The following is a 24,170-nucleotide window of genomic DNA, read 5'->3' as shown; positions in this document are numbered from 1 at the left end:
AATCCGAACCGCCCTCACCGCTGGACTTTCTCCAGCCCCGCGACCACCCGCTCCGCTGCCTGCGAATCCCCACGCACCTCCAATTCCTGCGCAACCTGGCGCAACTGCTCAACCGTCAACCCCACATTCAGACTGATCTTCAAATGCGACTCCAGCTGTGATTCCACCCCAGCCATCGCTGCCAGCGCACCAACCGTTGCCAGTTCCCGATCCGTCCATTGCAGGTTGTCGCGGGCGAAGATATCGCCGAACAAGTGCGTTTTCAGAAACTGATCGATCGCCGGGGCGAATTCGAACAGTGGGCCGGACACCGGCGCTCCGACCAGACGAGTCTGATGGTCGGTGCCGAGTTCGAACAGCGCATACCCCGATGGCACCGGACCGGGCTCACGTCCTGCTGCGTCATCGATGCCGCGTGCAGCGCGTTCCTGCGCAACCTTCATCAGCAAGGACAAGGCGTTGAGGCTGCGCGGGAATCCGGCGTAGGCGTACAGCTGCACCAGAATTTCCTTGGTCTCGCTGATGCTCAGCCCGGCATCGAGACCACGATTGAGTGCGTCGTGCAAACGCGGCATGTCGCCGATTGCAGCGTTGGCGGCAATCGGGGCGATCGCCAGTTGTTTAGGCGTCAGAGGCTGTTCTTTCATGATCGGTTTCTCCGGTGATCGGGAAGGATTGGCGCAAAGGGGATTCACGCAGGCTGCACTGGCAAGGACCGCGCAGCCGAGGGCGACGATGCGCAAAAGACGCCCTTGATTTAACGATTTCTGGTTCATCAATGACTCTCCTCACTCATGCAGAGTGAACGTCACCCGCACATCGCCGCGCCCCAAGGCTTCGGCCAAGTCCTGCGGCCGGTCGATGCGACCAAGACGCGAATAGGGGTAGGACGAATCGAAGGTCTTGTAGAAGACCACCAACGTATCGTCGCCATACAAAAGGAAATCGCCGTTGTGGATCGTGCCCGGCCGGTAGGGCTGGGTGGGCAATGGCGGCTGCACGGTGGCGTATTTTTCATTGCCGTGCAGGTCGGCCATTTCCAGGCTCAGCGGCAATCGCGTGAGCAATTGCCGGGTACTCGGGTTGTCATCCAGAGCAATGGCAAAACGCTGTTCTCCGACGGTCATCCACATCGTGCTGTCCTCCGTAGCGGTCGTTGCAGACAGAGCAAATGGCAGCCATGCCAACAGTACGAATCCCTTCCAGCCGTTGGCAAAAATCCGCATCGCTTCGCTCCGTCGCGTTGAAAGTTACTTCAGGTTGCTCTTGAAGAACTGTGTCAGCTTGGCAAAAGGAATCAGCTCGACCCGGTCGTACAGATCGACATGGCCAGCATTCGGCACGATCACCAGTTCTTTCGGCTGCCCCGCCAACCGGAACGCCTCTTCGCTGAACTCGCGGGAGTGCGCGTCGGCACCGGCAATAAACAACATTGGGCGCGGCGAGATGCTCTCGATATCGACGAATGGATAGAAGTTCATGAACTTGGTGTTGCTGCTCAGCGTCGGCCGCGTGGTCTGTTGCGGCGTCGAGCTGGCTGGGGTGAATTCGCCGCGCGGGGTGCGGTAGAAATCGAAGAATTCACGCTGGATCGGATGCGTGTCGGCCTTCAGTTCCAGCACCGTGCCGCCGGTGTATGCGACCTTGCCGCCGGTGAATTCGGCGTAACGCTGTTCGGCCGCTTGGGCGATGATCTGTTTGCGCTGTTCGAGGCTTTGCGAATGCTTGAGGCCGTCACGGTTGGCCGCCCCCATGTCGTACATGCTGACGGTGGCGATGGCTTTCATGCGTGGGTCGATTTTCGCCGCGCTGATCACGAAGCTGCCACTGCCGCAAATGCCCAGCACGCCGATGCGCTCGCGGTCGATGAATGGCCGTGTGCCGAGGTAATCGACGGCGGCGCTGAAGTCTTCGGCATACATGTCCGGCAGCACGGCATTGCGCGGCGCGCCCTCGCTTTCGCCCCAGAACGACAGATCCAGCGACAGGGTGACAAAGCCCTGCTCCGCCAGTTTCTGCGCATACAGATTGGCGCTCTGCTCCTTTACCGCGCCCATCGGATGGCCAACGATAATCGCCGCGCTGCGTGCTGCCGGGTCGAGTCCTTTGGGGACAAACAGGTTGCCGACCACGGTGAGTTGGTATTGATTTTTGAAGCTGACCTTCTGCACGGTCACCTTGTCGCTTTTGAAGAAATTATCGGCACCGTGGGACATGTCAGCTCCGAATGCAGTGAATGAACTCAGGACAAACCCGAGCAGTATGAACAGTCGTTTCATGGGGGCGTCCTTGATCGGGAACCCAGGCGAGGCCGGGATGGAGGTATTGTTGCGCAGGCTTGAGGCTTTGATTAGCTAATGAGTGCTTAATGCGGTTATAAACCACGCTAATCAATAAACCCGAGCGTTGCGCCATGGCCAAACCCAACTTCAACGACCTGCTCGCCTTCGTCACCGTGGCCCGCAGCGGCAGCTTCACCCGCGCGGCGGTGCAACTGGGCGTGACGCAATCGGCGGTGAGCCAGGTAGTCTCGGCGCTGGAAGCGCGTCTGAAAATTCGCCTGCTGACCCGCACCACGCGCAGCGTGTCGCTGACGGCGGCCGGCGAACGCTTGCTGCACGCCATCGGGCACCGCTTCGATGAAATCGAAGCCGAGCTGGACGCCCTGACCGAGTTGCGCGACAAGCCCGCCGGCACCGTGCGGATCACCTGCGGCGACAACATCATCAAGACCACTCTGCTGCCAAAGCTGACGCCGCTACTGCTGCAGTACCCGGACATCAAGCTCGAATTCGATATCAACTACGGTTTCCGCGACATCGTTGCCGACCGCTTCGATGCCGGCGTGCGCTTCAGCGACACCGTCGCCCAGGACATGATCGCCGTGCCGATCGGCCCGCCGCTGCGCATGGCCGTGGTTGCCTCGCCCGGCTACTTTGCCCGGCACCCCGCCCCGCAACACCCGCGCGATCTGTCGGCACACCGCTGCATCGATATTCGGTTTCCGACCTACGACGGTGTCGATGCCTGGGAATTCGAGCGGCAGGGCAAAAAGCTGAAAGTACGGGTCGACGGCCAATTGGTGTTCAACTCCACCGTGCACATCGCCGACGCGGCGGTGAACGGGTTAGGGATTGCCTACCTGCCCGAAGACGAATTCGGCGCGCACCTGGCTGAAGGGCGTTTGGTCAGAGTGCTGGAGGACTGGTGCGAACCGTTCGGCGGCTTCCACCTCTACTACCCCAGCCGCCGCCAACCGTCGCCGGCGTTTTCACTGGTGGTGGAAGCGTTGCGCGTGGTCAGAGATCCAGCCCCATTGTAGGAGCGAGCCTGCTCGCGATAGCGTCGGCACATCCAGGAGAGTAAGTGCCTGACCCACCGCTTTCGTGAGCAAGCTCACTCCTACAGATATGCGTCAGCCCCGGGAAATAATCGATTCACAAATACTTTGTGGGAGCGAGCTTGCTCGCGAAGGCGTCAGGCCAGTGAATTGATGGCCAGGCTGACCCAGCGCTTTCGTGAGCAAGCTCACTCCCACAGATATTTGCGTCAGCCCCCGGAAATCAATCGATTCACAAATCCTCTGTGGGAGCGAGCCTGCTCGCGAAGGCGTCAGGTCAGCGAATTGATGACCAGGCTGACCCAGCGCTTTCGTGAGCAAGCTCACTCCCACAGATATTTGCGTCAGCCCCCGGAAATCAATCGATTCACAAATCCACTGTGGGAGCGAGCTTGCTCGCGAAGGCGTCAGGTCAGCGAATTGATGACCAGGCTGACCCAGCGCTTTCGTGAGCAAGCTCACACCCAGATATTTGCGTCAGCCCCCGGAAATCAATCAATTCACAAATCCTCTGTGGGAGCGAGCCTGCTCGCGAAGGCGTCAGGCCAGTGAATTGATGGCCAGGCTGACCCACCGCTTTCGTGAGCAGGCTCACTCCCACAGGGATTTGCGTCAGACTCCGGAAATCAATCGATTCACAAATCCTCTGTGGGAGCGAGCCTGCTCGCGAAGGCGTCAGGTCAGTGAATTGATGGCCAGGCTGACCCAGCGCTTTCGCGAGCAGGCTCACTCCCACAGGGATTTGCGTCAGACCCCGGAAATCAATCGATTCACAAATCCTCTGTGGGAGCGAGCCTGCTCGCGAAGGCGTCAGGTCAGCGAATTGATGACCAGGCTGACCCAGCGCTTTCGTGAGCAAGCTCACTCCCACAGATATTTGCGTCAGCCCCCGGAAATCAATCGATTCACAAATCCACTGTGGGAGCGAGCTTGCTCGCGAAGGCGTCAGGTCAGCGAATTGATGACCAGGCTGACCCAGCGCTTTCGTGAGCAAGCTCACACCCAGATATTTGCGTCAGCCCCCGGAAATCAATCAATTCACAAATCCTCTGTGGGAGCGAGCCTGCTCGCGAAGGCGTCAGGCCAGTGAATTGATGGCCAGGCTGACCCACCGCTTTCGTGAGCAGGCTCACTCCCACAGGGATTTGCGTCAGACTCCGGAAATCAATCGATTCACAAATCCTCTGTGGGAGCGAGCCTGCTCGCGAAGGCGTCAGGTCAGTGAATTGATGGCCAGGCTGACCCAGCGCTTTCGCGAGCAGGCTCACTCCCACAGGGATTTGCGTCAGACCCCGGAAATCAATCGATTCACAAATCCTCTGTGGGAGCGAGCCTGCTCGCGAAGGCGCCAGACCAGCCACATCATCTCTGCATGCCCGCCCCGCGACACCCTCACAACTTCGGCACGTCCCCGGTAGCCTCGGCAATCGTCGCCAAGGTTTCCTCCATGCTGGCGATGTCTTCATGCAGCTTTTGAAACACCAGATCCAGTGACTCGGGGGCGTCCACGGTCTGATGGCCACGAAGCGACTCGACGCTACCGCTCTCCACGTGCTGGAGGATGTCCACGCTTTCTCGCAGTGCCAACAGCTGATCGAAGATGGCGGCAATCTGCGCTTGGCTGCGGGTGCTCATCATTTCCACCCAAGCCTGGCAATGATCTCACGCCGATACGGCGTGTCGATCTGCGCCGGTACCTGCTCGATATAGTCGCGCGCTTGTTCGTGCGCTGCGCCGCTCAACCCCGCCAGATAGGAGACCGCGTCGTCGACATTTGGCACCAAGCCTTCAATGTTCTTGAATCTGCCGGGCAGCGCCGTCCAGATCACCGCGTCCAGTTGCCGAGGGATGGCCCATTCAGCGAGCACGCCCATTGCCGAGGTACCGATGGTGAAGCTGCCGATGCCGTCCTCCCTGCCCTCAGGCACGCCCTCGCGAAGACGCAAGACTTCACGGGCCTGATCAAGGTCGGTGACATCCAGTACCGACCACAGCACTTTGCACGGCGGCGCGTTCGCGCTTATGGCGGTAGTCAACTCGCCAGTGTCACTGACGCGTACGAAGTCGATCGGTACCTGCGGCCCGTCGGCAAACCACTCGCTCGCCAGCGGCAAACCGTCCGGCTTCCAGATCACTGAGCCCCATCCCAGACATGCGATGACCATAAATCAGACCCTTCTGCAGAAACGATGAATACAGAGAAAAACGCGGCTCAGCCTTTGGTTTTTCGCGGGTCGGCAGCGCGCGGAAAGGTGCGCTCTTCCTGGATCGTCCCGTCCTCTTTATGGATTTTCAGCGAGGCGGTCTTGTCCTGCAGATAGTCGCTGGCGATCTGGGTGATTTCGGCTTTGGTCGCAGCCGTTTTCGACGCACGCTGCGCGCCCTCTTTGACCAGTTCCCAGCGCTGCTGGTTTTTGTTGATGTGGTAGTTATCCATTCCTTCACCTCTGATATGAATGACAAGATCGATAATGGATTGACCTTGAGCGGATCAGAGAGTTTGAAAGAATTGAGCTCGACTCAATACGCGAACTCGTGGCCCAACTCGCTTTCCATCCACGCCAGAAAACGCCTGACCCGTGGGAAGCTGGAATGCGCTTTGGGAAACACCAGATGATGCGCCGCCACCGCAGCACTCAATGATTCAGGCGCTACTTCAACCAGCGTGCCCGCGGCCAGATACTTCTGCGCCAGCAATGTGCTTTCCAGCGCGAAACCCAGGCCGTGACTCGCGGCTTCCAGCGACATGTACGAGCGATCGAAGCTCAATGCGTAAGGCCGCTCCGGACGCGCCAGACCATGCTGGGCAAACCATTGCGGCCATTTGAGCAGCGTGGCTTCCGACAGAATCAGATCGCATTCCAGCAGATCCGCCGCGCCGCGTACCGGGCGTTGCGCGAGCAGTTTCGGTGAGGTCAGCACGGCGAATGTCTCGTTCCTGACGGTGCGCACCTCATAGCTTGGCCAGTTCGGCAGACCGTGGCGGATATCGACGTCGATCTTGTCGCGACTGAAGTGCAGCGATTCATAGGAGCACGACAGGTTGATCTGTATGTCCGGATGACTGGCGCGAAACGCTTCCAGACGCGGCATCAGCCAGAGCAGGCCGAAGCTGGGCGACGAGTGCAAGCGCAGGCAGTCCAGGCTGACATCGCTGGTCGCACGCTCGGTGGCGACGGCGAGGCTGTGCAGAATCCCGGAGACTTCCTTGAGGTATTGCTCGCCGACCGGCGTCAGCGAGACGCCTCGAGCAGCGCGAACGAATAATTGCCGGCCGATCATCCCTTCCAGTTTCGCCAGTTGATGGCTGACTGCCGAGGGGGTCAGGCCCAGCACTTCCGCCGCTCTGGCGACGTTGCCGAAGCGCGCGGTTTGTTCGAAGGCCTGAATTGCTTTCAGCGGTGGCAGGATGATCGATGCCTCAGTGTCAGAGCGCATGGGGACTCCGTGGTGATTTCTGGTGATGTACGGACCGGTTTCATTCAAGCATTTGCGAAACGGCCTGACGAGTGCTGAATTTTTTCAGCATTGAGTGACTTCCGCGTTATTGCTCACGCTCGCCCCGGAGGACAAGCTGAGTCATCGGTTACTTACACACCGACCCAATAAAAACAATTCGAGGGAATCCTCCATGCTTCTTCAAGGCAAAGTCGCAATCATTACCGGTGCCGCATCTGCCCGTGGCATTGGCCGCGCTACCGCCAGCACATTTGCGCAACAAGGCGCTCGCGTGGTCATCCTCGATCTGGATGCCTCCGCAGCACGTGACGCCGCCGCCGCACTGGGCGAAGGTCATCTCGGCCTGGCGGCCAACGTGGCCGACGAAGCGCAGGTCCAGCAAGCTGTCGCCACCATCATCGAACACTTCGGGCGCATCGATATTCTCGTCAACAACGCCGGCATCACCCAGCCACTGAAGACCCTCGATATTCGCGGTTCGGACTACGACAAGGTGCTGGACGTCAGCCTGCGCGGCACTTTGCTCATGTCGCAGGCGGTGATTCCGCTGATGCGTCAGCAGTCCTCCGGCAGCATCGTCTGCATGTCCTCGGTGTCGGCCCAGCGCGGCGGTGGCATCTTCGGTGGCCCGCATTACAGCGCGGCCAAGGCCGGCGTTCTGGGGCTGGGCAAGGCCATGGCGCGGGAACTGGGGCCGGACAACATCCGCGTCAACTCCATAGCTCCCGGGCTGATTCACACCGACATCACCGGCGGCCTGATGCAGGATGAACGCCGCCACGCCATCATCGAAGGCATTCCGCTGGGGCGCCTGGGTCAAGCGCAGGACGTTGCCAACGCCGCGCTGTTTCTGGCCAGCGACCTGTCCGCTTATCTGACCGGCATCACCCTCGATGTGAACGGCGGCATGCTGATTCACTGAGTCACTCTGGGCGGGCCTGCGTGGCCCGTGCGGTTCTGGATCGATGACGCAGCCGGGCCTGATGGCCTGGCGGTCAATAAAAACAAGAGATCAGGCCATCATGACTACCCTGTCGCTCGAAGCGGTTTCGACCGTGCGCTCTTCTGCCTACCGCAAAACGGCCTGGCGGCTGATGCCGTTCCTGATGCTGTGCTATTTGTGCGCATATCTGGATCGGGTCAACGTCGGTTTCGCCAAGCTGCAAATGATGAACGATCTGGCCCTCAGCGAAACGGTCTACGGACTGGGTGCCGGGGTGTTTTTCATCGGCTATTTTCTCTGCGAAGTGCCCAGCAACATCATCCTGCACAAGGTCGGCGCGCGGGTGTGGATTGCGCGGATCATGATCACCTGGGGCATCGTCTCGGCGCTGTTCGCCTTCGTCGAAACCGCGTGGCAGTTCTATGCCCTGCGCTTTCTGCTGGGGATTGCCGAAGCCGGCCTGGCGCCGGGCCTGTTGCTCTATCTCACTTATTGGTTTCCGTCCTATCGGCGGGCGCGCATGACCGTGTTGTGGTTCATCGCCATTCCGCTGTCGGGCATGGTCGGCGGCCCGCTGTCGGGCTGGATCATGAACCACTTTGCCGGTGTGCACGGCTGGGCCGGCTGGCAGTGGATGTTCGTGCTCGAGGCGGTGCCCACCGTGGTCGTCGGCCTGCTGGTGCTGAGCTACCTGAAAGACGGCGTGCATCAGGCGACCTGGCTCAATGACGATGAAAAAGCCCTGATCACTCGCGAACTGGCTGAAGACGACCAGCAAAAAGTCACCCACGCCTCGATCGGCGAGTTCATCCGCGACCGGCGCTTGTGGCTGCTGGCGGCGATCTACTTCTGTGTGGTCATGGGCCAGTATGCGATCACCTTCTGGCTGCCGACACTGGTGCGCAACGCAGGGGTTTCCGACCCGCTACACATCGGTTTCCTGACCAGCCTGCCTTATCTGTGCGCCATCGCCGCGATGCTGCTGGTCGGACGCAGTGGCGACAAACATCGCGAGCGCCGCTGGCACCTGATCGTGCCGATGATCGCCGGTGCGATCGGTTTGAGCCTGGCAGCGATGATGGGCGGTAATTCGACCTTGTCGATCCTCAGTCTGTGCCTGGCCGCCTCCGGCATTCTGTCCGCCACCTCGTTGTTCTGGATGCTGCCGACCACGCTGCTCGGCGGCGTGTCTGCGGCGGCCGGCATCGCGGCGGTCAACAGCTTCGCCAACCTCGCCGGGTTCTGCTCGCCTTATCTGATCGGCTGGATCACCACCCTGACCGGTTCCAGCGCCATCGGCATGTACCTGATCACCGGCGTGCTGTTCCTCGGCGCGAGCCTGGTCCTGCGCATTCCCGCCGCTTTGGTCAATCGTTGAGTCAACGGAGTTTCATCATGACGACTAATCTCTCACACACTGCATCGCCGAGCCTGGCGGAGCGCGCGCACAACATTCGCCGCCATGCATTGCGCATGGGCCAGGTTCAGGGCCAGGGCTATGTGGGCCAGGCGCTCGGCGCGGCTGACCTGCTGGCGGTCTCCTATTTCCATGCAATGAAACATCGCCCGACAGATCCCGAATGGGAGCAGCGCGATCGCTTCTACCTTTCCATCGGCCACTACGCCATTGCGCTGTACGCAGCGCTGATCGAAGCCGAGATCATTCCGCTCGACGAGCTGGAAACCTACGGCTCGGATGACAGCCGCCTGCCGATGTCGGGCATGGCCGCCTACACCCCGGGGATGGAAATCACCGGCGGTTCGCTGGGTCAGGGCCTGGGCATCGCAGTCGGCGCCTGCCTGGGCCTCAAGCGCAAAGGCTCGGCCTCGTTCGTTTACAACCTGCTCTCCGATGGCGAACTCAATGAAGGCTCGACCTGGGAAGCAGTCATGTCGGCTTCGCACTGGCAGCTCGACAACCTGATCGCCATCGTCGACGTGAACAACCAGCAGGCCGACGGTTACTCCAGCGAGATTCTCTCGTTCGAACCGATCGTCGATCGCTGGCAAGCCTTTGGCTGGTTCACCCAGCGCGTCGACGGCAATGACCTCGACGCACTGGTCGCTGCATTCGATGCCGCGCGCAATCACCCCGGCGGCCAACCGCGCGTGATCATCTGCGACACCAAAATGGGCAAAGGCGTGCCGTTTCTGGAAACCCGGGAGAAGACCCACTTCATTCGCGTCGAAGAACACGAATGGGACCTGGCACTGAGCAACCTTGAAGAAGGAAAAGACCAATGAGCAACGCCGCCAACACTGCGCCTTCGACTGCTACGGGTGAGCCAGTGAAAAAGCGCCTGACCACCTCGGCGATGATTGCCTCGATTGCTTCCGAGGGTCAGGCGACCCGCTCGGCACCGTTCGGCCATGCGCTCGCGGCGCTGGCAGAGCAGCGCGCGGACATCGTCGGCCTTTCTGCTGACCTGTCCAAGTACACCGACCTGCACATTTTCGCCAAGGCGCACCCGGAGCGTTTCTATCAGATGGGTATGGCCGAGCAGTTGCTGATGAGCGCTGCCGCCGGCATGGCCCGCGAAGGGTTCGTGCCGTTCGCCACCACCTACGCGGTGTTCGCATCGCGCCGTGCTTACGACTTCATCTGCATGGCCATCGCCGAGGAAAACCTCAACGTCAAAATCGTCTGCGGCCTGCCCGGCCTCACTACCGGCTACGGGCCGAGCCACCAGGCCACCGATGACCTGGCCATCTTCCGCGCCATGCCCAATCTGATGATTGTCGACCCGTGCGATGCGCTGGAAATCGAACAGGCCGTGCCGGCCATCGCCGCTCACCAGGGCCCGGTCTACATGCGCTTGCTGCGCGGCAATGTGCCGTTGGTGCTGGACGAGTACGGCTATCAATTTGAGATCGGCAAGGCCAAGACCCTGCGCACGGGCAACGACGTGCTGATCATCTCTACCGGGCTGATGACCATGCGTTCGCTGGAAGCGGCCAAGCAATTGCAGGCCGACGGCATCGATGTGGCCGTGCTGCACGTGCCGACCATCAAGCCACTGGATGAGCAAACCATTCTCGCCGAAGCGCGTAAATCCGGGCGATTGGTGGTCACAGCCGAGAACAGCTCGATCATCGGCGGTTTGGGCGAAGCGGTTGCCGGGTTGTTGTTGCGCAACGGCGTGACCCCCACCTTCAGACAGATCGCGTTGCCCGATGCTTTCCTCGACGCCGGCGCCCTGCCGACGCTGCATGATCGCTATGGCATTTCGACGCCGGCTGTCTGCGCGCAGATCAAAGCCTGGCTGTAACTCCACCGTGAGCGGCGCCTCCATCCGAGGCGCTCGTTCATTCGCACACAGGAAGCAGAACGTGAAAGCACATGAACTGCTGGATCCCGACTTCAACAGCTTTTTAACCCCCGGCGCAGAAGCCTGGACATTGGAGACGCTGCCCGCGATCAGGGAGCGTGTTCACGCGACATTCAAATCCCCAGAACAAGCGCGCGGTGAAAGCCTATGGATAAAGGCCCACGACGGTGAGGATCTGCGCCTGTGTCTTTACCAGCCCGCCGGCGCGGTACTGGGTGTTCACTTTCCGGTGATCCTGTACCTCCACGGTGGAGGTTTCGTCTTGGGCTGCCCGGAAATGGCAGACGATTATCTCGCCGATCTCGCTGAAGCACTGCAGGCGATCATCGTCGCCGTCGATTACCGTCTCGCGCCTGAACACCCCTTCCCCATTCCTCTCGAGGACTGCTACACCGCCCTCGCCTGGGTTTTCGCCCACCAGCAATCGCTGAATATCGACGCCGACAAAGTAATCCTCATGGGCCACAGTGCCGGCGCCGGGCTGGCAGCAGCGCTGGCAATGGTGGCGCGGGATCGCGGCGAATTCCCCATCGCCAGCCAAGTGCTGATTTATCCGATGCTTGATGACCGTTCGGGCAGCCCGGCCGCGCCTCAGCAAAACGATACGACCGGAGTGATTGGCTGGCCGGCGCAAGCCAACCAATTCTGCTGGCAGTGCCTGCGCGCTGACCAAGCGCTGGATGATCAGCAGATCGGCTGGTTTTCTCCGGCCCTGCAGGATGATCTGCGTGACTTGCCACCGACGTTTCTGGCGGTCGGGGCCCTGGATCTGTTTCTTGAAGAGGACGTTGCATTTGCCCTGCGCCTGTCGCGCGCCGGGGTTGCCGTCGAGCTGCACGTCTACCCTGGGGCGCCACATATGTTCGATCAATACCCCGGGTGTGTTACCGATCAGTCGGCGCTGGATGTGCTTCGATCACTTCGGCGATCGATAGCTAGCGCATGAAGTATTTTGAAGGCGAAAAGTCCGCTGAAACGAAACAGCCCGATTTCTTATACAGAGCCTGTCGCGCTTCCTCTGCTTATTGATTAATACCTTCGCAGATGGACGTCTGCGGCCGGGATGGTCAACTTTTCAAAGTTCCAATATTGATTAGCCATCACTCATCGCACTTTGAATCCCGGTGTTTCTCCACGTTTTTTGCCTGTGTGAAAAACGACACATTTTGTTTCATCCAATCATGGCTTGGATCCAACGTTCCGACAAACGGTAACGAATAGATATCCCTTATTTTTCAGTCAGTTGATCGTTAGAAAAACGCCACATCGGCTACTCGCCAGAAATCAGGCATGCTCATTTCAAACTCCCTATCTATGGTTTTAAAACCATCCGTGGACGTCCGCCCAGCCATATACAGGGAGTAGTAATGGACAACATCGTCATTGCCGACAAAGCCAATTCTCAGCTCACTGCCCAGAACTGGGGCAATGTTCAGCTCAATCAGCCTTCCGTTGTACAAATGCCGGTCCGTCCCGACCAACTGGCGTCGACCAGTCGCAGCGGTCAGGATTTGATCGTCAATCTTAAGTCTGGCGAGCAAATCAAAATTTCCAATTTCTTTGTCACCAGCCCTGACGGCGTGCCCAATGACATTGTCTTTCAGGGTGACGACGCGACGCTGTGGCAGGCGCGCTACAGCGCCGAACCGTTCAATGGCTTTACCTTTGACGAAATCGATTCGCTGGACGAACTGATCGCCGGCGTCGGCGTGGTCGACGGCGCAACGCCTGCGTGGGCGATTGCCGGGCTCGGCCTGTTGGGCGCGGGTGGGGCGGCGGCCGCAACGGGTGGTGGCGGCGGGGGCGGCGGAGGTGGTAGCGGCGGCACTGGTGACGCAACGCCTCCTGCGCCTGCGACCGGATTGACCCTATCGTCCGATGGCCGCGTGCTGACTGGGTTTGGCGAAGCTGGCAGTGTCGTGCAAGTGCGCGACGCGGCGGGCAATCTCCTGGGCTCCGGAACGGTTGGCGCCGACGGCAGTTTCCAGGTCGACCTGGGTACACCGCAGAACAATGGCCAGCCGCTCGACGTGACGCTCACCGACCCTGCGGGCAACGTGTCCACGCCCGGCTCGATCACCGCGCCGGATACCACCGCGCCAACCGCCCCGGGCAACCTCAGCGTAAGCGCCGATGGCACGCAACTCGGCGGCACCGGTGAAGCCGGCGCCGCCATTGAGGTGCGCGCCGCCGATGGCACCCTGCTCGGCAGCGCCGTTGTGGCGGCAGACGGCACCTTCAGCGTCGCCCTCAGCCCCGCGCAAACCAGCGGCCAGCCGCTAACCGTGAATGCCACCGATGCGGCTGGCAACACATCCACTGGCGCAACGGTCAGCGCGCCGGCAGTCGTCGAACCGCAGACGCCAACCGATCTCGGCTTGAGCAGCGACGGCAGCCAACTGACCGGTATTGCTCGCGCAGGCACCACCATTGAAGTCCGCGCCGCCAATGGCGAATTGCTCGGACGCGCAGCGGTGGCTGCTGACGGCACCTTCCTGCTGACGCTGATCCGCGCGCAGGCCAATGGCGAAGTCATCAGTATCGTTGCGGTCAACAGCGCCGGTGCGCAATCACCGAGCGTGACCTTCAATGCGCCGGACATCACCGGCCCCGGCGCTGCAACGGATCTGGCCGTGAGCAGCGATGGCCTCTCGGTCACCGGCCGTGGCGAGCCCGGCAGCACAGTCAGCGTCACCAACGCGCAAGGTACGCTGCTCGGCACGGCTTTAGTCGCAGCTGACGGCTCGTTCACCGTGCAACTCAATGCCGCGCAAATCGATGGTGAGGCGCTGAGCGTGCTGGTCACTGACGCCGCCGGCAACCCGTCGCCAGCAACGACCGTTATCGCCATGGACCTTGATGGCCTGACTCAGCCAAGCGACGTTGTCCTGAGTGTGGACGGCCTGCTGATGAAAGGACGCGGCCAGGTCGGTTCAACGATCACGGTTCGCGATGCGAACGGCAATGTACTCGGCTCGGCAGTCGTTGCTGCGGATGGCACGTTCACGGTGCAATTGAGCAGCCCGCAAAACAATGGCGAAGCGTTGCAGATCAGTGCCAGCGATGCGGCTGGCAATACCTCTGCCCCATTGACCTATGTAACGCCTGACACGCAAGGCCCGGCGCCGCTGACGGGCGTTACGCTCGACGGCCAAGGGCAGACGCTGACCGGCACAGGCGAAATCGGCGCTTCGATTACCGTGCGCGATCCGGCCGGCAACATCATCGGCACCGGTACCGTGGGTGCCGATGGCAATTTCACGGTAAACCTCTCGACTCCACAGACCGATGCGCAACAGCTGCAAGTGATCCAGACCGACGCAGACGGCAATCCTTCGGCGCCGGTCAACGTGATCGCACCCGATCTGACCACACCGGTTGCCGTGACCGATGTAAGCATTTCCGCCAATGGCGCCGTGGTCTCCGGCGCGGGTCAGATCGGCGCCACCGTTACTGTCACTGACACCAATGGGACCGTGCTGGGAACAGCCGTCGTCGGCAGCAACGGCCGGTTCGAAGTCACCCTGTCCTCGCCACAGACCAATGGCCAGAATCTCAGCGTGGTGCAGACCGATGGCTCGCCTTCAGGCTCCCCGGCGGTACCGGTTGAAGCGCCGGATATCCAGGCCCCCACGGCCCCTTCGGATCTGACGCTGAATGCAGGCGGCACTGAACTGAGCGGTACAGGCGAGCCCGGTGCCACGGTGACGGTCAAGGATTCGGCCGGCAATACGCTGGGCACCGTGATCGTCGATGGCAGCGGGACTTTCACGGTGGCGCTGAACAGCCCGCAACTCAACGGCCAGCAACTGCAAGTCAGCCAATCGGATGGCGTGAACGTTTCTCCCAACGCGCCACTGACGGCAGCGGACACCACCGCGCCGCTGGCGCCGGACAACGTCGTGCTCGCCAGCAACGGCGTGACCTTGACCGGCACCGGACAAGCCGGCAGCACCGTCACGGTCAGCGCACCGGACGGCACGGTAATTGGCACGACAGTAGTTGCCAGCGATGGCAATTTCAGCGTCAACCTGAGCCCGGCTCAGCTCGACGGTCAGGTATTGAGTGTCATCCAGACTGATGCGAGTGCCCTGCCCTCGCCGGCCACTCCGGTTACGGCACCGGACATCACCGCGCCACCCGCACCGACCGGGTTGGTCGTCGATCCTGCAGGGGCGACGGTCACCGGCACCACGCAGCCGAACAATACCGTTGAGGTGCGAGACGCCGACGGCAACATCATCGGTACCGCAACTGCTGACGGCTCTGGCGCCTTCACGGTCAATCTCGATACCGCGCAAACCAATGGCGAAGCCTTGCAAGTCGTGGTGTCGGACGGCGCCAACAGTTCGCTTCCCGGCAGCGTCACCGCGCCGGACAGCACCCCGCCGGCAGCGGTCAGCGATCTCGCGCTCAACCCGGCGGGCACCCAAGTGTCTGGTCTTGCCGAACCGGGCACCACGGTCACCGTCAGCATTGCCGGCGGTGGCGCTGTGCTGGGCACCGCGACGGCGGACGCGGATGGCCGCTTCGTCGTGACCCTGAATCCAGCGGCCGAGCCTGGCGGCAATCTGGAAGTGATCAGCACGGATGGCGGCGGCAATGATTCGCCCATCGTGCCGCTGGCGGGTCTGGACGGTACGCAAGTTGCGACCCCGACCGATCTGGCCTTGAGTGCCGACGGTTTCACCCTGACCGGCGCCGGAACGCCCGGTTGCACCGTAACCGTGACCAACAGCAGCGGCGCTGTGCTCGGCTCCGGGCTGATCAATAGCTTTGGCCGTTTCACCCTGTTGCTCAGTGCCAAACAGATCAATGCGCAAGTACTGCAAGTCACTGCCATCAGTCCCGACGGTGACGTGTCGATTCCGGGCACGGTGACGGCGCTCGATGGCACGGCCCCGGACGCGGTGACCAATCTGGCGCTGAATGCCAACGGCACGACACTCACGGGACGCGGCGAGGCCGGGGCGACGGTCACTGTCACCGACGCCACAGGTACCGTGCTCGGTACGGCACTGGTCGCCAGCAACGGCACGTTCAGCCTGACGCTGACGCCGGCGCAGCTCAATGGCCAGGCGCTTACGGCGATCCAGAGCGACGCCGCCGGCAACCTGTCGCAACCCGCCGGCATCATTGCCAGCGATCTGCAACCGCCAGCCGCAGCGACTGGCGTTTCGATCAATGACGTCGGCACCGTGGTCAAAGGCCAGGGCGAAGCCGGCAGCACCGTGACGATCAGGGATGCCGCCGGCAATGTTCTGGCCACCGGCGTGGTCGATCAGAGCGGCAACTTCCAGGTCACCTTGCCCAACGCGCAGAACACCGGCGAGACCCTGCAGGTCAGCCTGACCGACGCCAACGGCAACACCTCGACTTCCACTGGCGTGATCACCGTCGACGGCACCCCGCCGGCCGCCGTGCAGAATCCACTGATCAGCGCCGATGGCAGCACCCTCAGCGGCACGGGTGAGGCTGGCGCGACAGTGAATGTCAGCACCGCCAACGGCACCGTGCTCGGCAGCGCTGTGGTTGCCGCGAACGGCTCGTTCACTGTGACCCTGGCGCCAGCGCCGACCAATGGCGAGGCGTTGGCGATCAGCCAGACCGACCCTGCCGGCAACGTTTCGCCCTCGACCAGCGTCAACGCACCCGACATCAGCCCACCCGCCGCACTGACCCAAGTCGCAGTGAATGCCGACGGCGTCACCGTCACCGGCCACGGCGAACCGGGCGCCACCGTGTCTGTGCGCAGCGCCGACGGCACCTTGCTCGGCACCGCGCAGGTCGGCAGCGGCGGCGCGTTCACCGTCACCCTGAACGCAGCACAACTGAATGCCGAAGTGCTGACCGTCACTCAGGAGGATCCGCCGGGCAACGTTTCGACGGCGGTTGAAGTCATCGCCGTGGATTTGACTGCGCCGGCGATTCCTAGCGCTCTGACCCTGAACGCGGCTGGCGTGCAACTGGCCGGTAATGCAGAGGCCGGCAGCACGGTGACCGTGCGCGACAGCCAGGGCAATCTTCTCGGCACCACCACGGCGACGGCGAATGGCACGTTCCAGGTAACGCTCAACAGCCCACAAACCAATGGTCAGGCGCTGAACGTGACGGCTACTGACGCGGCGGGCAATCCGTCTGCTCCGGCCATCGTCAATGCCCTCGACAGCACCGCGCCGTTGGCGGCCTTCGATCTGGCAGTCAGCGCCAACGGTGCAACCCTGACCGGTATCGGCGAAGTCGGCGCCAACGTGGAAGTGCGGGATGCCGGCGGTGTTTTGCTGGGTACCGCAACCGTTGGCAGCAACGGCAATTTCAGCGTCACGCTGTCCCCGGCGGCGGTGGCCGGATCGAATCTTTCCGTGGTGCAGATCGATGCAGCCGGCAACACCGGACCGGCGGCGCCGGTAACTGCACCGGGCAATCTGGCGGAAAGTGCACCGACCAATCTGGCCCTCAGCGCCGACGGTCTGACCCTCACCGGCTCGGCCACCGCCGGCAGCACCGTGAGCATTCGCAATGCCTCGGGCGTGTTGCTCGGCAGCGCGGTGGTGGCGGCCAACGGCACTTTCAGCGTCACCCTCAACGCCGCGCAACTCAACGGCGAACAGCTGTCTGCGGTGGCGACGTCGAGCACTGGCATCAATTCCTCTCCGACTGACTACACCGCTGCCGATATCGCTGCGCCAACCCCGCTGAGCGAACTGAGCCTGGCACCCAATGGCACCGCCCTGACCGGGCGCGGTGAAGCCGGCGCTACCGTCACTGTGCTCGGCACTGGCGGAGTGGTTCTCGGCAGCGCCGTGGTGGCGGCCAACGGCACGTTCAGCGTCACCCTCAGCCCGGCACAGACCTCGGGCCAGACTTTGAGCCTGAGCCAGGCTGACGCCGCCGGCAACGAATCCAACAGCGTCAATCTGATCGCGCCGGACCTGCTCGCGCCCAATCCACCGGCGGCGCTGGTGGCAAGCGCGGACGGCACCTTGCTCTCGGGTACCGGTGAGGCCGGCACCACGGTCAACGTGTACAACGCTGCCGGTACGCTGATCGGCAGCGGCACCGTGAGCATCGACGGCACATTTGCGATCACCCTGACCACGCCGCAAGCCAACGGCCAGGCGCTGACCGTGTCGCTGACGGATGCGGCGGGCAACACCTCGGCAGCCACGCCGTTCACTTCGGTCGACAGCACACCGCCAGCCGCTGTTTCGCAATTGAGCATCGGTGGCGACGGCGCAAGCTTGACCGGGCGCGGCGAGCCGGGGGCGCAGGTGCGGGTCATCGACAGCGACGGCAATGTGCTTGGCACCGCTGTGGTCAGCTCGACCGGTACCTTCAGCCTCGCTCTGAACCCTGCGTTGACCAACGCTGAAGTAATCACCGTGGTCCAGGCCGACGCGGCGGGTAATGACTCACCGGCAGTGAACCTGACCACACCGGATTTCACCCCGCCTGATCCACTGGACAACGTCGATATCAACTCGTCCGGCGCGTTGGTCATCGGTACTGGCGAACCCGGCGCGACCGTGACCGTGCGCGATGCCAACGGCACTTTGCTCGGCACCAGCGTGGTGCTCGGCGACGGCACGTTCAGCGTCACCCTCAATCCGCCGCAGATCAACGAACAGATCCTCAGCGTGCAGCAGGCCGATCCACCCGGCAACGTCAGCGCCCCGGTGTCGGTCACCGCACCGGATCTGACCCCGCCAGCGACACCGGCCGATCTGCAACTGAATGCCGATGGCGACACGCTCACCGGTACCGGCGAAGTCGGCGCCATTGTCCGCGTGACATCGGCGGACGGCACCGAACTGGGCACCGGCACCGTGGGCAGCGATGGCCGTTTCCAGGTGTCCGTAACCCCGGCGCAGACCGATGGCCAAGCGCTGTTCGTGGTGTTGGCGGACGCGGTAGGCAATGCCTCGCCTGCCGGCACCCTGACCGCACCGGACAGCACGCCTCCCGCAGCACTGACCGATGTCGACATCGACGCCAGCGGCAGCCTCATCACCGGCTCCGGTGCGGCTGGCGCGCAAGTGGTCGTTACCAACGCGGTGGGCACCATCGTCGGCACCGGAACCGTCGCGGCCGATGGCAGTTTCAGCGTGACCCTCGACCAGCCTCTGCTCAACGGTGAAGCCTTGTCAGTGATCCAGCGCGATGCGGCGGGGAATCCCTCGCCAATCGTGCCCGTTACTGCACCGGACACCACCGTGCCTGCTGCGCCTGCCAGTCTTGTTCTCACGCCCGATGGCGTGACGCTGACCGGTACCGGTGAAGCCGGCGCCACCGTGCGCGTGCTCAGCGCGACTGGCACGGTACTGGGCTCGGCAACCGTGGCCGGCAATGGCTCGTTCAGCGTGACCCTCAATCCGCCGCAGGTGAATGGCGAGTTGTTGAGCGTCAATCAGACCGATCTGGCGTCGAACACGTCGCCAACCGCGCCCGTACAAGCAGGCGACACCACCGCTCCGCTGGCAGTCGCTGATCTCAACGTCAGCCAGGACGGCTTGACCGTGACCGGTACCGGTGAGCCCGGGGCGATCGTCACCGTGCGCGACGGCACGGTGCTGCTCGGCACCGCGACCGTGGCCGCAGACGGCAGTTTCAGCGTCAACCTGTCAGCTGCGCAGCTGGACGGCCGCGCACTCTCTGTGGTGCAAGCCGACGCGAAAAACAACCTGTCCGAGCCAGCCTTGGTCGACGCGCCGGACAGCACCGCACCGATCGCACCGACGGTCACATCGCTGACCGGCGCCGGCACCTTGCTCGCCGGTACCGCCGAAGCGGGCAGCACCGTCACGGTATTGTCGGCTGACGGTACCGTGCTGGGCACGGCAGTGGCGCTGGGCAACGGCAGCTACACCGTCGAACTTGATCCGCCCCAGGCCAATGGCCAATTGTTGTCAGTAATCGCGACGGACGAGGCACAGAACTCATCGCCGACATTCCTCTTCCCGGCACCTGACATTACCGCTCCCGATGCCGTCACCGGCCTCACCATCAGCGGCGATCTGAGCCAGCTCGCCGGGCGCGGCGAAGCCGGCGCGAGTGTCGAGGTGACCGATGCGCTGGGCAATGTTGTCGGCACTGGTACGGTCGCGGCCAACGGTACATTCCTGATCGATCTGGCCACGGGCATCACTGCCGGCCAGGTGTTGACCGTGACTCAGACCGACGTCGCAACCAATGTCTCGGAAGACGCCATCCTGGCTGTTCCAGCAGTGCCAGCCCCGGCTGCGCCGGACAATCTTGTGCTGACAGCCGACGGCGTGACGCTGACCGGCACGGCGGCGATCGGCACCACCATCAATGTTTATGGGCCTGACAACAGTCTGATCGGCACCGGCGTCACTGGCCCGGATGGCACGTTCAGCGTGGTGCTGACGCCCGCGCAAACCAACGGCCAAAGCCTTGAAGTCACCGCCAACACTGCGTTGGGTGGCGCCTCGCTGCCGACTGAAATCACCGCAGGTGACACCTCGGCGCCGGCGCCACTCAGCGATCTGGCGGTCAATGCCAGCGGCACACTGGTTACCGGTCGCGGCGAAGTCGGCGCGTCGGTGACCATCACCGGCGCTGGCGGCGTGGTGCTGGGCAATGCGACGGTCGGTGCCAATGGCACCTTCAGCGCGCAGCTCAATACGCCGCAGGTCAATGGCCAGGTGCTCAATGCGACTCAGACCGATGCGGCACTCAACACGTCGTCGGGGCTTAACGTCACGGCGCCAGACATCACCCCTCCGGCGGCTCCGACGGCTCTCGTCCTCAGCGGTGCCGGCCTGGTGCTCGGCGGGCTCGGTGAAGCCGGCGCCACCGTCACCGTACGCGGTGTCGGCGGTACGGTATTGGGCACGGCGACGGTGGCGGGCAATGGCTCGTTCTCGGTGACCTTGTCCTCTGCACAACTCAACGGCCAACAGCTGAGCGTTACGCAGAGTGATGCGGCAGGCAACATTTCGCCGGTGACCAACCTCAGCGTCGCCGATACCACCGCGCCGGCGCCGCTGAGCAATCTCACCTTGAACGGCACTGGCCTGGCGGTCAGCGGCACAGGTGAAGCCGGCGCCACGGTCAGCGTGACCAATGCGGCCGGTACCGTACTCGGCACCGCCGTGGTCAATGCTGGCGGCACCTTCACCGTGCAACTGTCCAGCGCGCAACTGAACGGCCAACAGCTCAACGTCCAACAGGCCGACCCGACGGGCAATCTGTCGCCGGTATTCAACCTGACGGCCCCTGACGTACAGGCGCCGATCGCGGCCAGCGGTCTGACGCTCGCGGCCAACGGTCTGAGCCTGAGCGGTACGGGCGAAGCCGGTGCGACGGTCAACGTCTATGGCCCCGGCGGCGCGCTGCTCGGCACCACCACCGTGGGCAGTGGCGGCACGTTCAGCTTCAACCTGAACACCGCGCAATTGGATGGGCAGCTGTTGACCGTGCGGCTGGTCGACCCGGCCGGCAACCTGTCGCCCAATGCCAGCCTGACCGCACCGGACATCACCGCACCCGGCGTGCCGACTGGCGTCAGCGTCAATGGCAGCGGCACCTTGCTCACTGGCGTCGGTGTGCCCGGTTCAACCATCAGCGTACGCGGCGTCGGCGGTGTGGTGCTCGGCACCGCCACCGTCGCCGCCAACGGCAGCTTCTCCGTGGTGCTGGCTTCGGCGCAGATCAACAGCCAAGTGCTCAGCGTCACCCAGGCCGATCCGAGCGGCAACGTATCGGCAGCGGCGACCGCGACGGCGCCAGACCTGACGCCGCCCGCTGCGGCCACGGCGTTGCTGGTCGGTGCCGATGGCCTCAGCGTCACCGGTACCGGCGAAGCCGGCGCAACCGTCACCATCAAGTCGGCCAGCGGCACTGTCCTGGGCACCGGCACGGTCAACAACCTCGGCGTGTTTACCGTCACCCTTAGCAGTGCGCAGATCAACGGCGAAAAACTCACCATCAACCTCAGCGACGCACGCGGCAACGTATCGGTCGCCGCCAACGTCATCGCGCCGGATGTCGACGTCAATGCGCCGGTTATCGCCAGCGACAACCTCGCCGTCGGCACCGTCACCCTGGCCCCGGTCACCGCGTCGCAGACCTTCAACGACTCGTTCACCACGCTGTTGGCCGGGTTCTCGAAAACCTTTACCTTCACCGTGGCCGGCGGTACGCGTCTTGATCCGACCCTGACGCTGACCACCAGCAGCCTGATCTCGCTGATCGACGGCGTGGTCTACACCCTGCAAGTCAAGGATGCCAGCGGCAACTGGGTGACTCTGGATGTCAACGGCAGCGGCGGCCTGCTCGACCTGATCGCGCTCGCCGGCCAAGGCGTGCGGGTCGACATCGGTAACCTGCTGTCAGGCGATTATCGACTGACGGTTTCAAGCACCGGCATCGGCGTGCTGACCACGGTCAATACCCAGCTGCAACTGGATGTCAGCAGCCTGACCCAGTTCAACGGCATTGCCGGGCCAGCGGTGACTGGCAACGTCATCACCAACGTCGGCGTCGATGGCACGGCCGATCAGACCGGCCCGGACAACGGCGCGCAGTTGCAGATCTTCAAGAACGGCGCCTGGGTCAGCGCCGGCGCCGGCACCACGGTGCAAGGGTTGTACGGCACGCTGACCATCGACGCCAACGGCAACTACAGCTACAAACCGAACGGCAGTGTCGGCAGCGTCGGCAAAGTCGACGTGTTCAACTATCAACTGGTGCACCCGAACGGCTTGAGCGACACCGCCAATCTGTACGTGCGCATCGACAGCCCGCAAGCCAGCGAAGTGTGGAATGACGCCAACCTTGGCAGCCCGGCACTGGTGGTGGATGCCACAGCGGACATCGCCTCGACTGACGTCACCCTGATCAACCGCGAAGTCACCACCAACTCTGCCCTTGGCACGTTCAATGTGCTGCTGGGCGGCGGCAGTGGTAACTACAACACGGTGGTTGCGGCCGACACCGTCAGTGACCTGACCGTGGTGGTCAACTCGAGCAACTTGCTGGCGCTGCTCGGTTCGATGACGGTCGGCCTGTACAAGCTCAACACGGCGACCAACCAGTACGTACTGGTCAAGAGTTACGGCGGCAACGCGCTGGTCAGCCTCGGCGGTGGCAACTACGGGATCAAATTCGACGACCAGACCGCCGGCAGCTATCAAGTGCGGGTGGCAGTGGGCGGCCTCGGCTTGCTGACCAGCGTCAACACCAGCCTGATCAACGTCGCAACCTACAACAACCAGTTCGTGGTCGGCAGCTACACGCCCGTGTCAGGCAACCTGCTCACCGACACCGCAGGCGGCGGCGCCGATGTGTTGGGCTCGGTGTACACCTTGCTCAGCGTACTGGTCGCCGGCAGTTACGTGGCGCCGGGTTACAACGGCGTGTCGCTGGTCGGCAACTACGGCACATTGGTGGTTCAGGCCAACGGCAACTACACCTACACGCTCAAGGCCGGGCTGACCGATGCGGTGATCGGTCAGGAAGACACCTTCACCTATCAACTCACCCACCCCAACGGCACGGTCGACACCGCAACACTGACCATCGACCTGAACAAGGCCGGCGCATTTGCCAGCACCGCGTTCTCGGCGCTGGCCAGCGATGACCTCGGTCTGGCCCATGTCGCTGGCAGTGAGTTGATCCAGGGCACCGAGGGCAACGACACCCTCGACGGCTCGCACGGTGGCGCCGTTACCCTGCAAGGCGGAGGGGGCGACGACACGCTGATCATCGCCGACCAGCAGTTCGCCTCAGTCGATGGCGGCAGCGGCACCGACACCCTGCTTTGGGCCGGTGGCGACGTATCGATCAACCTCGGCGATCTGCAGAGCAAGATCCACAACGTCGAAATTCTCGACCTCAACCATTCCAGTGCGGTTGCGCTGACGCTGAACCTCAGCGATCTGCTGGCGATCACGTCCTCGGACAACAACACCCTGCTGATCAAGGGTGACGACAAGGACAGCGTGCACATGACCGATGGCTGGGTCGCCGATGGCACGCAAGAGGCCGACGGCATCGACTATGTTCAATACACGGCACAGGAGGATCCGAGCCACCACTTGTGGGTACAGAACGGCATTCAAGTGGTTTGAAGCAA

Annotated in this window: 14 protein-coding genes; 7 read left to right on the top strand and 7 right to left on the bottom strand. The window is 62.7% G+C overall.

Annotated elements, in window-relative coordinates:
• Positions 1 to 14: 14 nt before the first annotated feature.
• The 3 genes from ACZZZ4_RS20950 to ACZZZ4_RS20940 form a co-directional block, all read right to left on the bottom strand.
• Positions 15 to 776, bottom strand: a complete 762-nt coding sequence (locus tag ACZZZ4_RS20950; RefSeq protein WP_463548650.1) for a carboxymuconolactone decarboxylase family protein — start codon at positions 774 to 776, stop codon at positions 15 to 17.
• A gap of 12 nt (positions 777 to 788) precedes the next feature.
• Entirely contained in the window at positions 789 to 1,133 is a 345-nt protein-coding gene (locus tag ACZZZ4_RS20945) for a cyclophilin-like fold protein (protein ID WP_463548649.1), read from the bottom strand.
• 117 nt (positions 1,134 to 1,250) lie between these two features.
• The gene (locus ACZZZ4_RS20940; protein WP_129998527.1) at positions 1,251 to 2,279 is read right to left on the bottom strand and encodes an alpha/beta hydrolase; all 1,029 of its coding nucleotides are present in this window, start codon (positions 2,277 to 2,279) and stop codon (positions 1,251 to 1,253) included.
• A gap of 134 nt (positions 2,280 to 2,413) precedes the next feature.
• Here ACZZZ4_RS20940 and ACZZZ4_RS20935 point away from each other — a divergent pair, with 134 nt between their 5' ends.
• Positions 2,414 to 3,322, top strand: coding sequence for a LysR family transcriptional regulator (locus ACZZZ4_RS20935; RefSeq protein ID WP_463548648.1), 909 nt, complete (start codon positions 2,414 to 2,416; stop codon positions 3,320 to 3,322).
• Positions 3,323 to 4,732: 1,410 nt separating this feature from the next.
• Here the strand turns inward: ACZZZ4_RS20935 and ACZZZ4_RS20930 are convergent.
• The 4 genes from ACZZZ4_RS20930 to ACZZZ4_RS20915 all read right to left on the bottom strand — a co-directional run bounded on the left by ACZZZ4_RS20930 (position 4,733) and on the right by ACZZZ4_RS20915 (position 6,778).
• On the bottom strand, positions 4,733 to 4,975 hold the full coding sequence (locus tag ACZZZ4_RS20930) for a hypothetical protein (RefSeq protein WP_129998524.1): 243 nt from the start codon (positions 4,973 to 4,975) through the stop codon (positions 4,733 to 4,735).
• Positions 4,975 to 5,505 carry a hypothetical protein gene (locus ACZZZ4_RS20925; RefSeq protein WP_463548647.1) on the bottom strand — a complete coding sequence of 177 codons (531 nt, stop codon included), beginning with the start codon at positions 5,503 to 5,505 and terminating at the stop codon, positions 4,975 to 4,977. The genes ACZZZ4_RS20930 and ACZZZ4_RS20925 overlap by 1 nt, the downstream gene beginning before the upstream one ends.
• A gap of 47 nt (positions 5,506 to 5,552) precedes the next feature.
• Complete coding sequence (locus ACZZZ4_RS20920) at positions 5,553 to 5,777, bottom strand: DUF2188 domain-containing protein (protein WP_016774410.1); 225 nt, start codon at positions 5,775 to 5,777, stop codon at positions 5,553 to 5,555.
• Between the two features lie 83 nt (positions 5,778 to 5,860).
• On the bottom strand, positions 5,861 to 6,778 hold the full coding sequence (locus ACZZZ4_RS20915) for a LysR substrate-binding domain-containing protein (RefSeq protein WP_463548646.1): 918 nt from the start codon (positions 6,776 to 6,778) through the stop codon (positions 5,861 to 5,863).
• A 193-nt stretch (positions 6,779 to 6,971) separates the two neighbouring features.
• Here ACZZZ4_RS20915 and ACZZZ4_RS20910 point away from each other — a divergent pair, with 193 nt between their 5' ends.
• From ACZZZ4_RS20910 to ACZZZ4_RS20885, 6 genes are all read left to right on the top strand, one after another.
• The gene (locus tag ACZZZ4_RS20910; RefSeq protein WP_129998521.1) at positions 6,972 to 7,721 is read left to right on the top strand and encodes an SDR family NAD(P)-dependent oxidoreductase; all 750 of its coding nucleotides are present in this window, start codon (positions 6,972 to 6,974) and stop codon (positions 7,719 to 7,721) included.
• A 100-nt stretch (positions 7,722 to 7,821) separates the two neighbouring features.
• The gene (locus ACZZZ4_RS20905; protein WP_039758792.1) at positions 7,822 to 9,120 is read left to right on the top strand and encodes an MFS transporter; all 1,299 of its coding nucleotides are present in this window, start codon (positions 7,822 to 7,824) and stop codon (positions 9,118 to 9,120) included.
• 17 nt (positions 9,121 to 9,137) lie between these two features.
• Complete coding sequence (locus ACZZZ4_RS20900; RefSeq protein ID WP_463548645.1) at positions 9,138 to 9,986, top strand: transketolase; 849 nt, start codon at positions 9,138 to 9,140, stop codon at positions 9,984 to 9,986.
• Positions 9,983 to 11,011: a transketolase family protein gene (locus ACZZZ4_RS20895; protein ID WP_463548644.1), complete on the top strand. Its 1,029-nt coding sequence runs from the start codon at positions 9,983 to 9,985 to the stop codon at positions 11,009 to 11,011. The genes ACZZZ4_RS20900 and ACZZZ4_RS20895 overlap by 4 nt, the downstream gene beginning before the upstream one ends.
• Positions 11,012 to 11,072: 61 nt before the next feature.
• The gene (locus ACZZZ4_RS20890) at positions 11,073 to 12,017 is read left to right on the top strand and encodes an alpha/beta hydrolase (protein WP_463549298.1); all 945 of its coding nucleotides are present in this window, start codon (positions 11,073 to 11,075) and stop codon (positions 12,015 to 12,017) included.
• Positions 12,018 to 12,438: 421 nt separating this feature from the next.
• Positions 12,439 to 24,165, top strand: coding sequence for a BapA/Bap/LapF family large adhesin (locus tag ACZZZ4_RS20885; protein ID WP_463548643.1), 11,727 nt, complete (start codon positions 12,439 to 12,441; stop codon positions 24,163 to 24,165).
• Positions 24,166 to 24,170: the final 5 nt, after the last annotated feature.

It is taken from the genome of Pseudomonas sp. AC252 (assembly GCF_979258105.1).
The sequence above is the reverse complement of the archived record's forward strand: the minus strand, read 5'-3'. Positions and strand labels throughout refer to the sequence as shown.